Source organism: Nonomuraea sp. NPDC049480 (genome assembly GCF_044465905.1).
Lineage (GTDB): Bacteria > Actinomycetota > Actinomycetes > Streptosporangiales > Streptosporangiaceae > Nonomuraea.
In genome coordinates this window covers 204,230-218,521 of the sequence record NZ_JBITMD010000007.1, presented here as the reverse complement: position 1 = coordinate 218,521, position 14,292 = coordinate 204,230, and the positions used below count along the sequence as shown (strand labels likewise).

15 protein-coding genes are annotated in these 14,292 nt (G+C 69.9%); 11 read left to right on the top strand and 4 right to left on the bottom strand.

What is annotated here, in order from left to right:
• The first annotated feature begins 11 nt into the window (after positions 1-11).
• The 5 genes from ACIBX3_RS22175 to ACIBX3_RS22155 all read left to right on the top strand — a co-directional run bounded on the left by ACIBX3_RS22175 (position 12) and on the right by ACIBX3_RS22155 (position 4,468).
• Positions 12-1,007, top strand: a complete 996-nt coding sequence (locus ACIBX3_RS22175) for an NAD-dependent epimerase/dehydratase family protein (protein ID WP_397119767.1) — start codon at positions 12-14, stop codon at positions 1,005-1,007.
• Positions 1,004-1,912, top strand: a complete 909-nt coding sequence (locus ACIBX3_RS22170; RefSeq protein ID WP_397119765.1) for a lysophospholipid acyltransferase family protein — start codon at positions 1,004-1,006, stop codon at positions 1,910-1,912. Before ACIBX3_RS22175 ends, ACIBX3_RS22170 begins: the two co-directional genes overlap by 4 nt.
• A 66-nt stretch (positions 1,913-1,978) precedes the next feature.
• Positions 1,979-2,764, top strand: coding sequence for an SDR family NAD(P)-dependent oxidoreductase (locus ACIBX3_RS22165; protein ID WP_397119763.1), 786 nt, complete (start codon positions 1,979-1,981; stop codon positions 2,762-2,764).
• Between the two features lie 109 nt (positions 2,765-2,873).
• Entirely contained in the window at positions 2,874-3,452 is a 579-nt protein-coding gene (locus tag ACIBX3_RS22160; RefSeq protein ID WP_397119761.1) for an RNA polymerase sigma factor, read from the top strand.
• A gap of 2 nt (positions 3,453-3,454) precedes the next feature.
• A complete protein-coding gene (locus tag ACIBX3_RS22155) occupies positions 3,455-4,468 on the top strand; it encodes an LCP family protein (RefSeq protein WP_397119759.1) in 1,014 nt (337 codons plus the stop codon).
• Here the strand turns inward: ACIBX3_RS22155 and ACIBX3_RS22150 are convergent.
• From ACIBX3_RS22150 to ACIBX3_RS22140, 3 genes are all read right to left on the bottom strand, one after another.
• Complete coding sequence (locus ACIBX3_RS22150; RefSeq protein ID WP_397119757.1) at positions 4,465-5,337, bottom strand: HAD family hydrolase; 873 nt, start codon at positions 5,335-5,337, stop codon at positions 4,465-4,467. The genes ACIBX3_RS22155 and ACIBX3_RS22150 overlap by 4 nt on opposite strands.
• Positions 5,338-5,425: 88 nt before the next feature.
• Positions 5,426-6,067 carry a DUF5667 domain-containing protein gene (locus ACIBX3_RS22145; RefSeq protein WP_397119755.1) on the bottom strand — a complete coding sequence of 214 codons (642 nt, stop codon included), beginning with the start codon at positions 6,065-6,067 and terminating at the stop codon, positions 5,426-5,428.
• A 53-nt stretch (positions 6,068-6,120) separates the two neighbouring features.
• Positions 6,121-6,684, bottom strand: coding sequence for a sigma-70 family RNA polymerase sigma factor (locus ACIBX3_RS22140; RefSeq protein ID WP_397119753.1), 564 nt, complete (start codon positions 6,682-6,684; stop codon positions 6,121-6,123).
• Between the two features lie 253 nt (positions 6,685-6,937).
• On the opposite strand from ACIBX3_RS22140, the gene ACIBX3_RS22135 reads away from it, so the two are divergent.
• Positions 6,938-8,545 (top strand): putative quinol monooxygenase, encoded by a 1,608-nt coding sequence (locus tag ACIBX3_RS22135; protein WP_397119751.1) that lies wholly within the window; start codon positions 6,938-6,940, stop codon positions 8,543-8,545.
• Here ACIBX3_RS22135 and ACIBX3_RS22130 read toward each other — a convergent pair.
• Positions 8,535-8,771 (bottom strand): glutaredoxin family protein, encoded by a 237-nt coding sequence (locus ACIBX3_RS22130; RefSeq protein ID WP_397119749.1) that lies wholly within the window; start codon positions 8,769-8,771, stop codon positions 8,535-8,537. The genes ACIBX3_RS22135 and ACIBX3_RS22130 overlap by 11 nt on opposite strands.
• A gap of 115 nt (positions 8,772-8,886) precedes the next feature.
• Here ACIBX3_RS22130 and ACIBX3_RS22125 point away from each other — a divergent pair, with 115 nt between their 5' ends.
• The 5 genes from ACIBX3_RS22125 to hemB are packed head-to-tail and all read left to right on the top strand — an operon-like array spanning position 8,887 to position 14,237.
• Positions 8,887-9,564, top strand: coding sequence for a redox-sensing transcriptional repressor Rex (locus ACIBX3_RS22125; RefSeq protein WP_397119747.1), 678 nt, complete (start codon positions 8,887-8,889; stop codon positions 9,562-9,564).
• Entirely contained in the window at positions 9,561-10,817 is a 1,257-nt protein-coding gene (locus tag ACIBX3_RS22120) for a glutamyl-tRNA reductase (RefSeq protein WP_397119745.1), read from the top strand. Before ACIBX3_RS22125 ends, ACIBX3_RS22120 begins: the two co-directional genes overlap by 4 nt.
• 23 nt (positions 10,818-10,840) lie before the next feature.
• Complete coding sequence (gene hemC, locus ACIBX3_RS22115) at positions 10,841-11,713, top strand: hydroxymethylbilane synthase (protein WP_397120244.1); 873 nt, start codon at positions 10,841-10,843, stop codon at positions 11,711-11,713.
• Positions 11,710-13,254, top strand: a complete 1,545-nt coding sequence (locus tag ACIBX3_RS22110) for a uroporphyrinogen-III synthase (RefSeq protein ID WP_397119743.1) — start codon at positions 11,710-11,712, stop codon at positions 13,252-13,254. The genes hemC and ACIBX3_RS22110 overlap by 4 nt, the downstream gene beginning before the upstream one ends.
• Positions 13,254-14,237 (top strand): porphobilinogen synthase, encoded by a 984-nt coding sequence (hemB, locus tag ACIBX3_RS22105; protein ID WP_397119740.1) that lies wholly within the window; start codon positions 13,254-13,256, stop codon positions 14,235-14,237. The genes ACIBX3_RS22110 and hemB overlap by 1 nt, the downstream gene beginning before the upstream one ends.
• Positions 14,238-14,292: the final 55 nt, after the last annotated feature.

Sequence of the window (14,292 nt, the reverse complement as noted above, 5' to 3'; positions counted from 1 at the left end):
GCGAGGCGCTGATGACCCACACCGTGCTCGTCACCGGGGTCTCGCGCCACATCGGCGCCCGGGTGGCGAGTGTTCTCGCTGCGGACCCGGACATCAGCCGTGTCATTGGAGTGGACACCGTGCCGCCCCCCTCGCTTACGCGAGACGGCGGCATCTCTCTCGGCCGGACGGAGTTCGTCCGGGTGGATCTGCGCAGCCCCGACATCGCCCAGGTGATCGCGGCCGCGGACATCGACACCGTTGTGCACATGAGCCTCGTCAGCGCTCCCTCGCGGAGCGGTGGCAGGGCCGCCATGAAGGAGCACAACGTCATCGGCACCATGCAACTGCTCGGTGCCTGTCAGCGGTCGGCGACCGTCCGGCGCGTGGTGGTCCGCTCCACCACCGCCGTCTACGGCTCGTCGCCGCGGGATCCAGCGGTGTTCACCGAGGACCTGGAGCCGCATGACGGCCCCAGCCATGGCTATGCCAAGGACGCGGTCGAGGTCGAGGGCTATGTGCGCGGTTTCGCGCGCCGCCGTCCCGACGTGACGGTGTCGCTGTTGCGCTTCGCCAACTTCATGGGTCCAGGCGTCGACTCGCCGCTGACGCGTTACTTCACCCAGCCGGTGCTGCCGACCGTGTTCGGCTTCGACCCGCGGCTGCAGTTCGTCCACGAGGACGACGCGGTCGAGGTGCTGCGCCGGATGGCGACAGAAGATCACCCCGGCACGTACAACGTGGCCGGGGCAGGTGTGTTGCTGCTCTCGCAGTGCGCCAGGAGAGCGGGGCGGCCGTCGCTGCCGCTGCTTTCGCCCGCGTTCAAGGTGCTGGGCGACACCGCGCGCAGGATCGGGCTGGTCGAATACTCGCCCGAGCAGGTCAGGCTGATGAGCCACGGTCGCGCGGTCGACACCGGCAGGCTCGAGGCCGAGCTCGGCTGGAAGCCCAAGTTCACGACCGGGGCGGCCTTCGAGGACTTCCTGCGCTCGCGTGGCCTGCACCCGTTCGGAGGTGTGCCCAGTTGAGCGTTCCCCGAGATGAGGACGACGCCCGAGTGATCCCGATCAGCGCCGCGCCGTCCTTCGAGGAGCCTGAGCCGGATCCCATGGCCCGGCTCCTGTCCTTGCTCCGCAGGCGGGTCACCGGCGACTACGAGGTCGACGAGTTCGGCTACGACGCCGAGCTGACGGACAAGGCGTTCCTCGAGCTGGTCAGGCCCCTCTACACCCGCTGGTTCAGGGTGGAGACGGTCGAGCTGAAGAACGTGCCCGAGGAGGGCGGCGCGCTGGTCGTCGCCAACCACTCCGGCACGCTTCCGGTCGACGCGCTGATGCTGCAGGTGGCCATGCACGACGAGGCGCACCGGCCGCTGCGGCTGCTCGGCGCCGACCTGGTCTACCAGCTCCCGATGCTCAGCCACCTGGCCCGCAAGACCGGCCACACGCTGGCCTGCCGTGAGGACGCCGACCGGCTGCTGCGCAAGGGCGAGCTGGTCGGGGTGTTCCCCGAGGGCTTCAAGGGCGTCGGCAAGCCCTTCTCCGAGCGCTACAAGCTGCAGCGGTTCGGCCGTGGCGGCTTCGTGGCCTCGGCCATCCGCGCGGGGGTGCCGATCGTGCCCACGGCGATCGTGGGCGCCGAGGAGATCTACCCGAAGATCGGCGATCTGAAGGTCGTGGCCCGGCTGCTCGGCCTGCCCTACCTGCCGATCACGCCGTTCTTCCCGCTGCTGGGGCCGCTCGGGCTGGTCCCGCTGCCGTCCAAGTGGATGATCGAGTTCGGCGAGCCGATCCGCACCGACGAATATGAGCCCAACGCGGCCGACGACCCCATGCTGGTGTTCAACATCACCGACCACGTGCGCGAGGTGATCCAGCAGTTGCTCAACGAGTTGCGGCTGCGCAGAGGCCACGCGTTCCCGCCCTTCCTCTAGCGCAACCGGCGGGGTGTTCCCGGTGTTCTCCGAGCGATTCGCAGTTGACACCGAAGGGACATCCTCATGGATCTCGAGCTTTCCGGGCGCGTCGCCGTCGTCACGGGCGCGTCCAAGGGCATAGGCCTGGCCGTCGCCCGCACCCTGGCCGATGAGGGCGCACACGTGGTCGCCGCCTCGCGCACGCCGGTCGACGCCAAGGTGACGCACGTCGCGGTCGACCTCATGGACCCGCAGGCGCCGGCCATGGTCGTCGCCCGCGCCGTGGAGGAGTTCGGCGGAGTGGACATTCTGGTCAACAACGCCGGCGGGCCGCCGCCCGGGGTGACGCTGCCGCGGGTCGGGTTCATGACGCCCGGGGACGCGGACTGGCAGGCGATGTTCGAGTTCAACCTGTTCTCGGCCGTACGCATGATCCGCGCCGCCGTGCCCGTCATGGTCGAGCGGGGCAGCGGCTCGATCGTCAACATCTCCTCCGGCTCGGCCCGGCAGCCCGGCGCCATGAACGTCGACTACGGCGCGGCCAAGGCGGCTCTCAACCACGTGAGCAAGGCCGTGTCGGAGGAGTTCGGGGCGCAGGGCGTCCGCGTGAACACGATCTCGCCCGGCCCGGTGCTCACCGACTGGTGGACCAAGGACGGCGGAGCCGCCGAGGTGATCGCGGGCATGGCGGGGACCTCCAAGGAGGACGTCATCAAGCAGGTCGCGCCCGGCATGATGAAGCTGGCCACCGGGCGGCTGGTGGACCCGCAGGAGATCGCCGACATGGTCGCCCTGCTGGTCTCGCCGCGCTCGGGCAGCACGACCGGCGCCGACTTCGCCGTCGACGGAGGTTTTCTCAAGGAGCTGTAGGCGCGGACACCGCGGGCCTGCGGTGGGCCGCTGAACGCGGCCCACCGTGAACCTGATTGGCGGGTTGTGGCAAGACATCGGTGACCCGATTCCCCGCAGAAGGGCGGAGATGATCCTGCAACCCGCCACCAGGGGTGCGGACTCGGAGCTCGTGAGTGCCTCGTGGACCGAACCCGAGGCGTTCGCCGAGCTGTTCGACCGCTACTCCGCCATGCTCTACCGGTACGTCTCCAAACGGCTCGGTCCTGAGCCGGCCGAAGACCTCGTCGGCGAGACGTTCCTGATCGCGTTCTCCCGGCGGGAGAGCTACGACCTGGCGTACCCGGACGCCAGGCCGTGGCTCTTCGGCATCCTCACCAAGCTCATCTCCCGGCACCACCGCAAGGAGGCCGCTCGCTACCGCGCCCTCCTGCGCGCCCCTGTCGAGTCCGACATCGAGTCGCCCGCGGACCGGGTGGCCGCGGGCGTCACGGCTCAGGCCGTACGCGCCGAGCTTGCCGGCGCCCTCGCCGCTCTGCCGGCCAAGGACCGCGACGTGCTGCTGCTGATCGCCTGGGGCGATCTCACGTACGAGGAGGTCGCGCAGGCGCTCGGCATCCCCGTCGGAACCGTGCGCTCCCGCCTCAACAGGGGCAGGCGGAAGGTACGGGCCGCGCTCGGCGACACCAACCCCATGGAGGAGGAGTGACGATGGACGACCTGAATCTGCTCCGCGACCTCGGCGGGGAGCTGGAGCACGAGCCGCCCGCGACGCTCGCCCGCCAGCGTGACCGCCTGCTGCGGACCCGGCCGCGACGCCGCTGGGCGGGCTGGTGGACGGCAGGGCTCGTGGCCGTCGCCACGGCCGCCGCGGTTGCCGTGCCCGCCATGCTGATCGCCGACCGCCACACGGCCGCGCCGCCCGCCGGGTCGACGGCCGTGGACATGAGCGGCGCCAGGAACGTGCTGGTGATCGGCTCGGACACCCGCCAGGGAGCGAACGCCGAGTACGGCCCTCAACTGGCCAAGGAGCCTGGCGGTGGAGGCGCGCGAGCCGACACCATCATGATCGTCCACGTGCCCGCCGACCGGGGCGAAGCCACGGCCGTCAACGTGCCGCGGGACTCGATGGTGACGATCCCGAGCTGCTCCGGGAAGCCCGCGCAGAAGAACATGATCAATGCGGCGTACAACGACGGTGGCGCGTCCTGCCTGCGGAAGACGCTGCAGAAGCTGACGGGCCTGACCATCCACCACACGGTCGAGCTGGACTTCACCGGCTTCAAGGGCATGGTGGACGCACTCGGCGGCGTGGAGATCACCGTGCCGCGCGCGGTGGACGATCACAAGGCGAAGCTGAAGCTGCCGGCCGGCAAGAACACGCTGGACGGTGAGGAGGCGCTGGGCTGGGCGCGGCTGCGGTACTACGGCGACGGCTCGGACCTCGGGCGGATCAAGCGCCAGCAGCAGCTCGTGCTCGCGATGCTGAAGAAGGTCAAGGGGGCGTTCTCGGACGCGGGGCGGCTCAAGTCCTTCCTGGGGGAGGTTCGCAAGTCGGTCAAGACGGATTTGAGCGTGGAATCGATGTACGACCTGGCCACCGAGCTGTCCAAGACCAAGGTGAACCTGGTGACGACTCCGGTAAAGCCGGACGCGGACGACCACAACCGCCTTCAGTGGAGGCAGCCGGACGCGAACGAGCTGTTCGAGTCCCTGAAGGGTTAGCGGCCGCGGTAGTGGCGGCGCAGGGCGATGCCCGCCGCCACGCCGCCCGCCACGGCTCCCAAGCCCGCAGCGATGGGGAGGGCCGTCAGCGTGGCCTTGCGGCCGGTACGGAAGTCCTTGATGGGCCACTCGTGCTTCTTGGCGTGCTCGCGCAGCTCACTGTCCGGGTTGATGGCCACCGCGTGCCCGACCAGGGACAGCATGGGGAGGTCGTTGGCGGAGTCGCTGTAGGCGGTGCACCGGGTCAGGTCCAGGCCCTCACGGCGGGCCAGGGCGCGGACCGCCTCGGCCTTCGCGGGGCCGTGGAGGAGGTCGCCGACCAGGTTGCCCGTGTAGACGCCGTTGCTGGTCTCCGCGACCGTGCCCAGCGCGCCCGTCAGGCCTAGGCGCTGCGCGATGACCCTGGCCAGCTCCACCGGCGTGGCGGTCACCAGCCAGACCCGCTGGCCGGCGTCGAGGTGGCTCTGGGCGAGAGCCCTGGTGCCGCCCCAGATGCGGTCGGCCATGACCTCGTCGTAGATCTCCTCGCCGAGGCGTACGACGTCGTCCACCTTGGCCCCGGCCACGAACGCCAGCGCGGTCTCCCGCGCCACCGCGATGTGCTCGGGGTTCTCGTTGCCGCGCAGCCGGAACACCGCCTGCCCCACGGCGAACTTGAACAGGTCCGACGTGGTGAACAGGCCGCGCGTGGCCAGCCCGCGGGCGAAGTGGTAGATCGAGGCGCCGCGCATCATCGTGTTGTCGACGTCGAAGAACGCCGCCGCCTGGAGGTCCGGCTCGACCGGGGCGACGGTGACCGCCGCCCGCGCCGCGGCCTCGCCGGCGGCCTCGGGCTCCACCTCTTGTCGTCGTCGCAAAAGCCGCCACATGGGGTTCAGCTTACTTACCCCTTAGGCCCGTATCCCGCATGGTCGCGTCTCCTGTGATCGGTACGAGTCTCCCGTGGGCGGATTCCGCCTACTGGGGGGCGGCCAGGCCTTCGATGTAGTGGAGGTAGCCCTGCGCCTGGGCCTGCTGGTCCTCGCTGAGCCGCGGCAGCATGGGCCCGACGACCTTCTTCTGGTCCCGCGCGAATTTCTTGATCTTTGGGGAGCGCGGCTCGGCGCGTTCCAGTCTGTTGATGCCGGACCGAGTCGACGCCTCCATCTCCGTCAGCGTCTTGCTGACCAGCGGGCCGCTCTCGGACGAGCCGAGCAGGCTGGCGACCTCCTTGGCGCGGCTCTTGGCGGAATCCAGCTCACGCGCGCCGCGCTCGGCGTCGTCGGCGCTGAGGCGGACGAGCGTGCTCTCGGCGGCGCGCTTGAGCGGGTAGAGCGAGTCCCCCGGCACTGACTGGTACGTGGCGAACGCCGACACCATCATGGCCGCCGCCAAGCCGAACGTGGCCAGATGGGACACCAGCGGCCGCCTCGGCGTCGGGCGGCGGCGGGCGTGCCTGCCGGGCGCCGGGCGTACCGGCTCGCCGGCGTGGGCGCCCGAGAGCAGCTCCGCGCGCAGCCGGGCGCGGAAGGACGGCTCCGGCGCGCCGCCGAGCGGCAGTCGTCGCAGCGCCGTGAGGTGCTCGAGCACGCGTTCCCGCCGCCTGCGCGCGCTACCCATGACAGCTCCCGTCTGGCCGTGACACCTGCCTAACGAAGGGCGGATGGGGGAGGTTACGCCAGGTCGTGCTTGAGTGCCCTGGCCAGCGCGCGTACGGCACGGAACTGCAGCGCTTTGATCGCTCCACTCTTCTTCCCCATGATCAACGCGGTTTCCGCGAGCGACAGTCCGTGCAGGAAACGCAGGACCACGCACTCTTGCTGCTCAGGATTGAGCTCACGTACGGCACGCAGCACCCGGTCGTTGATGATGGCCGTGACCACGGCGTTCTCGGGAATGTGCGAGCCGTCGAGCGGAACGTCGATGATCTCCCCGGTGGGGATCTCCAGCCGGTACCGCCCCGACTTGAAGTGATCGGCCACCAGGTTCCTGGCGATGGTCACGAGCCAAGCGCCGAAATCTCGGCCCTGCCAGGTGAAGTCGGCCATCCTGCGCAGTGCCCGCAGGAAGGTCTCGCTGGTCAGGTCCTCGGCGAGCTGGTGGGAGCCGACACGGAAGTAGATGTAGCGGTAGACGAGATCCACATAACGGTCGTAGAGCGTGCCAAAGGACTCCGTGCATCCGTTCTTGGCGTGCAGCACGAGAGTGCGTACGTCGTCGAGCACTTCTTCGCGCACGGCGAGCTCGCCCGTCCGGGCAGGTCCAGCGACCGCTGGCGCAAGCAGCCCGGCGAACGGTGACGAGTTAGGCATCCGGTATCCCTAGGGGTAAGGGGTGCGGCGTGCTCGAACACTCTAGAAATCAACCGGAAATTCCACAATCCGCATCGTGCTTGCATGACTAGGCGTAATCGGCAGATACCGTGAGGTTCGACCTCTTCCCTCTTCGGCTACCGGCTGGGAGGCATCGTCCGGCAGCATTGGAGTCACCATGGAGATCCTCGTTGCTGTCATAGGTTTCGCCGGTGCGATCCTCGCCGCCTTCGCGGCCGGCGCCCTGATCAAGCGGCTGCGCGACGAGCCCGAGGGCTGGCTGATCGCTTGGACCGTCGCGGCGGTGGCGCTGTGCTTGTCACTCGGCGTGATCGGCGTCGGCTATCTCATGGGCTTCGGAGCGGTCACGTTCCGGGTCTTTCAGGTGACGGGTTCGATGCTGGCGCCGCTCTGGCTGGCCGTCGGCATGATCCAGCTGCTGGCCGAGCGGGTGCCGCCGCGGTTCCTCGCGTGGTTGATGGGCATCGCGCTGACGATCGTCGCCGGCGTGATCATGATCTTCGACCCGCTCAAGTCGGACGAGCTGGGCAAGACGCTGCCCGCCCCCTCGACGTTCTGGAACATCGTCCCCACCTACCTGCTGATCGCCGTGCACGCCGTGTCGGTGCTGGTGATGCTCGCGATGCTCGTGGTCGCGGCGTTCAAGTGGCGCAGCGGCGACGAGTACGACACCGACAACCTGCACGCGTCCCTGGTCATCGTCCCGTCGGGGATGGCGCTGGTCGGTGCGATGCGGTTCACGGTGCCGCCGCTGTTCACCACGGCGCTGCTGGCGGTGGCCGGGGCGGCGATCTGGTACACCGTGCTGCGCCCGCTGGCGCCGTACGAGGACGAGGACGAAGACGAGTTCTCCGGTCCCAAGGAGCAGGTGGGTCCGCGCGCGCAGCACAGGGAGGAGCGGCCGATGCCGCCTGACGACCGTTCACCGCGCGGGCGCAGGGCCATGCCCGAGCCCATGCCCATGCCCGCGCCCGCCGACCTGCCGCCCGGGCCGCCGCGCAGGCCGACCGGGCTGGGCGATCTGGTGGCCGAATACCGGGCCGGGGAACGGGAGGTCGACTACGCCGCCCGCATGGCGCCGCCGCCCTCCGATTCGGGCCCGGCGACCGGCTACATCATGAACGGCGCCCCGCCCCAGCAACAGGGCATGCCGCCCCAGCAACAGGGGATGCCTCCGCAACAGCAGGGCATGCCGCCCCAGCAACAGGGGATGCCTCCGCAACAGCAGGGCATGCCTCCGCAACAGCAGGGCATGCCTCCGCAACAGCAGGGCATGCCGCCCCAGCAGCAGGGGATGCCGCCCCAGCGTCCCGACTACGCGATGCCGCCCGCGCCGCCCTCGTCGGGACCGGCCACGGGCATGCTCTACTCCGGCGCGGACCTCTTCTCTCCCGCTCAGCCGCAGGCCCAGTCTCAGCCCGGCTCGACCAAGCCGTCGCCGAGCATCTACGGCCTGCTCACCGTCTTCACGATCATGGACGGCGCGGGCGAGGCGTTCGACCGGCTGGCCGAGGCCACGGTGGAGGCTGTGCGCCGCAGCGAGCCCGACACGCTGGTGTACGCCTGCCACGCGGTCAAGTCGGCCCCCCTGCAGCGCATCGTCTACGAGCTCTACCGCGACGAGGTGGCCTACCGCGACCACCAGCGCCAGTCGCACGTTGAGAGGTTCGTCACCGAGCGGCAGTCCATGGTGCTGGCCACCAACGTCATCGAGCTCAACGTCAACGCCGCGAAGGTGGTGCCCCTCCCGACGGCTATGTTCTGAGGGCCTCGCGCAGGCGGCCCTCGTCCACCCGCCAGAAGTCGTGCTGCACGCCGTCGATCAGCGTCACAGGGATCATCTCCCAGTATTTCTCCCTGAGCTCTTCGGAGGTTTCGATGCTGACCTCCTCCCAGGGCACGCCGAGCTCCCCGGCCACCCTCGAGATGATCTCTCTCGCATCGTCACACAAGTGACAGCCGGGTTTGCCGATCAACGTGATGCGGTGCATGGCACAACCGTACCCGGGTGACTTTGTGCATCGGTTCACAAAGGGATTAACCTGAAAGGCGGTTCGTTCCGTTTCCCGCGGTCCCCAAGCCGCCCGTCCCCTGGAGCTCCGGCACGTGAAGAGCCCGTCCCAGCCCCGCGACCGCGGTATACCCGAGGCGACGGTCGCCAGGCTGCCGTTGTATCTCCGGGCGCTGAACGGGATGGCCGAGCGGGGCATCGCCACCGTCAGCTCCGAGGACCTGGCCGTGGCCGCCGGCGTCAACTCCGCCAAGCTCCGCAAGGATTTGTCACATCTCGGCTCGTACGGCACCCGCGGCGTAGGCTATGACGTGGAATACCTCGTCTATCAGATCTCCCGCGAGCTCGGGCTGACGCAGGACTGGGCGGTCGCGATCGTCGGAGTCGGTAATCTCGGCCGGGCGCTGGCGAACTACGGCGGTTTCGTCTCCCGGGGCTTCCGGGTGGCGGCGTTGGTCGACGCCGACCCCGAAGTCGTGGGCGACACCATTGCGGGGTTGAATGTAGAGCACATCGACGAACTGGAAGCCGTCATCACGCGGCGCGGAGTCTCGATCGTGGTGCTGGCGACACCGGCGGATGCGGCGCAGGAAGTCTGCGAACGCGTGATCGCCGTCGGCGTCACCAGCATCTTGAACTTCGCCCCAGTTGTACTTTCCGTGCCGGACGGTGTCGATGTCCGTAAAGTCGACCTATCAATCGAACTGCAGATTCTCGCGTTCCACGAGCAACGCAAGGCTGGGGGGCCACTCATGGCGGTGGACAGTCAATGAGTGTTCTGGCTATCGGACTCAGCCACCGGACCTCTCCGGTGGCTCTGCTCGAGCGCGTCTCGATGACGGGTGACGCGCTCGCCAAACTCCTGCACGACGTCCAGCAGGACCCCTGCGTCGCGGAGGCCATGGTCGTCTCGACCTGCAACCGGGTCGAGGTCTACGCCACCGTCGACCGCTTCCACGCCGCGGTCACCGCCGTCACCGGCCTGCTGGGCCGGCACTCGGGGGTCCCGGTCGGGGAGCTGACGCCGCACCTCTACGTGCACTACGAGGAGCAGGCGGTCGAGCACCTGTTCTCCGTGGTGTGCGGGCTCGACTCGATGGTGGTCGGCGAGGGCCAGATCCTCGGGCAGGTCCGCCAGGCGCTCAAGCTGGCGCAGCGCCACGGCACCGTCGGCGCCACCCTCAACGATCTGGTCCAGCAGGCACTGCGGGTCGGCAAGCGGGCGCACCACGACACCGGCATCGACCAGCACGGCGCCTCGCTGGTCTCGGCGGGCCTCGCGCTGGCGGGCGACCTGGCCGGGCGGCGGGCGCTGGTGGTCGGCGCGGGCTCCATGAGCTCGCTGGCCGCCGTCACGCTGGCCCGCGCGGGCGTCACCGACATCGTCGTGGCCAACCGCACGTACGAGCGTGGCGCCCGGCTGGCCGAGAACGTCGGCGGCCGGGCGGTGGAGTTCGCCGCCGTGGCCGACGAGCTGGCCACGGCCGACATCGTGATCGCGTGCACCGGCGCGGGCCGGCACCTCATCACGCCCGGCATGCTGAGCCGGCCGGCGTTCCTGCTGGACCTGGCGCTGCCGCACGACATCGACCCGGACGTGCGCCAGGTGCCCGGCGTCACGCTGGTCGACCTGGAGACGATCCAGGAGTCCGGCATCGGCTCGCGAGAGGGCGACGCGGTCCAGTCCGTACGCACCCTCGTCGCCGAGGAGCTGCGGGCGTACCTCGACGCCGAGCGGGCCGCGAAGGTCACCCCGACCGTGGTCGCGCTGCGCACCAAGGCTGCGAGCGTCGTCGAGTCGGAGCTCGGCCGCCTCCTCATGCGGGTGCCCGAGCTCGACGACCGGACCAAGGACGAGGTCGCCATGACCGTGCAGCGGGTCGTCGACAAACTGCTGCACGAGCCGACTGTGCGTGTCAAGCAGCTCGCCACCTGCCCAGGAGGCGATCATTATGCGGAGGCGCTGCGTGAGCTGTTCAATCTGGATCCGAAGGTGCCCGAGGCCGTGAGAGAGGTGGAGCTGTGAGGTTGGGGACCCGCCGGAGCCTGATGGCCACCACGCAGTCGCAGATGGTGGCCGACGCCTACACCGAGCGCACCGGGCGTGAGATCGAGCTGGTGGGCGTCACGACCTTCGGCGACGTCTCCAAGGCCCACCTCGCCCAGCTCGGCGGCACGGGCGTGTTCGTCACCGCGCTGCGCGACAAGCTGCTCGAAAACGAGATCGACTTCGCCGTGCACTCGCTGAAGGACCTGCCGACCACGCAGGACCCGCGCTTCACGCTGGCCGCGATCCCGGCCCGGCACGACCACCGGGACGCGCTGGTCGGCCCGCTCAAGTTCGCCGACCTCGCGCCCGGCGCCCGGGTCGGCACCGGCTCGCCGCGCCGGATCGCCATGCTCAGCGCACTGCGCCCCGACCTGGAGTACGTCCCGATCCGCGGCAACGCCGACACACGTATCGGCAAGGTAACATCAGGTGAGCTCGACGCGGTCGTGCTGGCCTCGGCCGGCCTGACGAGGATCGGCCGGAGCGCGGACATCGCGCAGATCTTCGAGGTCGAGGAGCTGCTGCCCGCCCCCGGCCAGGGCGCGTTGGCCGTCGAGTGCCGCTCGGACCGGCCCGACCTCATCGAGTTCCTCAGCGTGCTCGACGACCCGTGCACCCGTTCCGCGGTGACCGCGGAACGCGCCGTGCTGAACGCTCTCGAGGCGGGCTGCGCAGCCCCAGTGGGTGCTTTCGCGGTCGATGACGGGCACACTCTGAACTTGACCGCCACGGTCGTCGCCATAGACGGCCGCGAGGCGGTCCGCAAGTCCGCCGCCGGCTCTCCTTCGGAGGCTGTTGACCTGGGTCGCCGCCTGGCGGCCGAGATGATCGCCGAAGGGGCCGACAGATTGATGGGGGAGCATTCCCATTGAGCTCCGATAGTCCAACCTCCGGATTCGTCGCGTTCGTGGGCGCGGGTCCCGGTGACCCCAACCTGCTGACGCTCCGCGCCGCCGAACTGCTCGGCAAGGCCGACGCCGTGCTGCTCGGCGAGGAAGCGCACCGCCCGCTGCTGCGTCACTGCCGCGAAGGCGTCCAAGTCGTCGAGGGCGACGCCGTCAAGCGCGCCGAGGGCGGGCAGGTCGTGGTGCGCCTGTGCACGGGCGATCCCATGCTGTTCTCCTCGATCACCGAGGAGGTCGCGGCCTGCGCCGCAGCGGGGGTGGACTTCGAGATCGTGCCCGGCGTGCCGCCCGCGACCGCCGTGCTCACGTACGCGGGCATCCCGCCGGCGACGGCCGTGCCGGAGTTCCGGATCGTGGACGCCGCGCAGGAGCAGGACTGGAGTGCCCACGCGGCCTGTCGCGGCACGCTGGTCATCTACAACGGCATCGGCGAGGCCGTGGCCATCGGCAAGGCCCTCATCGCCGGCGGCAAGCCCGACACCACGCCCGTCGCGGTCAGCAGCGGCGGCACCACCACCGAGCAGTACACCGTCGTGTCCTCGCTCGGCCGGCTCCAGGCCGACCTCAAGCACGCCGGGTTGACCGAGCCCGCGCTGATCGTGGTCGGTGAGGCCGTGGGGATGCGCGACAAGCTGTCGTGGTTCGAGACCAAGCCGCTGTTCGGGTGGCGGGTGCTGGTGCCCCGTACCAAAGAGCAGTCGCGCAGCCTGTCCGAGCAGCTCATCGCGTACGGCGCGGTGCCGGAGGAGGTGCCGACGATCTCGGTCGAGCCGCCCCGCACGCCGCAGCAGATGGACCGGGCGATCAAGGGCCTGGTCACGGGCCGCTACGAGTGGGTGGCCTTCACCAGCGCGAACGCGGTCAAGGCGGTGCGCGAGAAGTTCGAGGAGTACGGCCTCGACGCGCGGGCCTTCGCCGGGCTCAAGGTGGCGGCCGTGGGCGACGCGACCGCGCGGGCCCTGGTCGAGTTCGGGGTCAAGCCGGACCTGCTGCCGTCGGGCGAGCAGTCGTCCGAGGGGCTGGTGGCCGAGTGGCCGCCGTACGATTCGATGCTCGACCCGATCAACCGGGTGCTGCTGCCGCGGGCCGACATCTCCACCGACACGCTGGTGGCCGGGCTCACCGAGCTGGGCTGGGAGTGCGACGACGTCACCGCGTACCGCACCGTGCGGGCCGCGCCGCCGCCCGCGCCCATCCGCGAGGCGATCAAGGGCGGCGGCTTCGACGCCGTGCTCTTCACGTCCTCGTCCACCGTGCGCAACCTGGTGGGCATCGCGGGCAAGCCGCACAACGTCACCGTGATCGCGGTCATCGGGCCGCAGACGGCCAAGACCGCCGAGGAGTTCGGGCTCCGGGTCGACGTCATGTCCGACAAGCCATCCGCATCCGCCTTGGCCGCCGCGCTGGCCGAGTTCGGTGCCAAGCAGCGCCAGGCGGCCCTGATCGCGGGCGACACGCCGCGCAGGCCCTCGCAGAACCGCCGCGGCGCCAGGAGAAGGAGAGTCTGATGAGCGCGCACTACCCCGTGGCCCGGCCCCGGCGGTTGCGCCGCAACTCCGCCCTGCGGCGGATGGTGGCCGGCACCCGGCTGAACGCCGCCGACCTGATCCTGCCCCTGTTCGTCAAGGAGGGCATCGCCGAGCCGGCGCCTGTCGTGTCCATGCCGGGCGTGGTGCAGCACACTCGCGACTCGCTGCGCAAGGCCGCGCACGAGGCCGCCGAGGCCGGTGTGGGTGGGCTCATCCTGTTCGGCATCCCCGCCGTGAAGGACGCCCGCGGCTCGGCCGCAGACGACCCCGACGGGATCCTGCAGCTGGCGCTGCGCGACGTGAACGCCGAGGTCGGCGACTCCATCGTGGTGATGGCCGACACATGCCTCGACGAGTTCACCGACAACGGGCACTGCGGGATCCTCACCCCGTCGGGTGACGTGGACAACGACGCCACGCTGGAGCGGTACGCCTCGATCGCGGTGGCCCAGGCAGCCGCGGGCTCCCAGATGGTGGCGCCGAGCGGGATGATGGACGGCCAGGTCGGGGCGATCCGGTCGGCGCTGGACGGGGCCGGTTACGGAAATATCCCGATTTTGGCCTATTCCGCCAAGTACGCCTCCGCCTTCTACGGGCCGTTCCGTGACGCCGCCGAATGCGCGCCGCAGTTCGGCGACCGCAGCACCCATCAGCAGGATCCGGCCGGGCCGCTGGAGGAGGCGCTGCGCGAGGTCCGGCTCGACCTCGCCGAGGGCGCCGACGCGGTCATGGTCAAGCCGGCGCTGGCCTACCTCGACATCATCGCCCGGTTCCGGGCCGAGGTGGACGTGCCGGTGGCCGCCTATCAGGTGAGCGGCGAGTACGCGATGATCGAGGCCGCCGCGGCGAACGGCTGGGTGGACCGGGAGCGGATGATCATGGAATCACTGGTCGCGATCAAGCGGGCCGGGGCCGACCTGATCTTGACGTACTGGGCCACCGAGGTGGCACGACGCCTCTAACCTAGGGGTTTCCCGTCAACTCGTGGGACGTGTGCGTTAGAGTGCGATAACAAGT

What these genes read in the sequence shown, in the direction of transcription:
- hemC (WP_397120244.1), top strand. Translation starts at nt 10,841, where the DNA reads ATGGCCACCACGCAGTCGCAGATGGTGGCCGACGCCTACACCGAGCGC.
- ACIBX3_RS22155 (WP_397119759.1), top strand. Translation starts at nt 3,455, where the DNA reads ATGGACGACCTGAATCTGCTCCGCGACCTCGGCGGGGAGCTGGAGCAC.
- ACIBX3_RS22120 (WP_397119745.1), top strand. Translation starts at nt 9,561, where the DNA reads ATGAGTGTTCTGGCTATCGGACTCAGCCACCGGACCTCTCCGGTGGCT.
- ACIBX3_RS22135 (WP_397119751.1), top strand. Translation starts at nt 6,938, where the DNA reads ATGGAGATCCTCGTTGCTGTCATAGGTTTCGCCGGTGCGATCCTCGCC.
- ACIBX3_RS22150 (WP_397119757.1), bottom strand. Translation starts at nt 5,337, where the DNA reads ATGTGGCGGCTTTTGCGACGACGACAAGAGGTGGAGCCCGAGGCCGCC.
- hemB (WP_397119740.1), top strand. Translation starts at nt 13,254, where the DNA reads ATGAGCGCGCACTACCCCGTGGCCCGGCCCCGGCGGTTGCGCCGCAAC.
- ACIBX3_RS22145 (WP_397119755.1), bottom strand. Translation starts at nt 6,067, where the DNA reads ATGGGTAGCGCGCGCAGGCGGCGGGAACGCGTGCTCGAGCACCTCACG.
- ACIBX3_RS22165 (WP_397119763.1), top strand. Translation starts at nt 1,979, where the DNA reads ATGGATCTCGAGCTTTCCGGGCGCGTCGCCGTCGTCACGGGCGCGTCC.
- ACIBX3_RS22130 (WP_397119749.1), bottom strand. Translation starts at nt 8,771, where the DNA reads ATGCACCGCATCACGTTGATCGGCAAACCCGGCTGTCACTTGTGTGAC.
- ACIBX3_RS22160 (WP_397119761.1), top strand. Translation starts at nt 2,874, where the DNA reads ATGATCCTGCAACCCGCCACCAGGGGTGCGGACTCGGAGCTCGTGAGT.
- ACIBX3_RS22175 (WP_397119767.1), top strand. Translation starts at nt 12, where the DNA reads ATGACCCACACCGTGCTCGTCACCGGGGTCTCGCGCCACATCGGCGCC.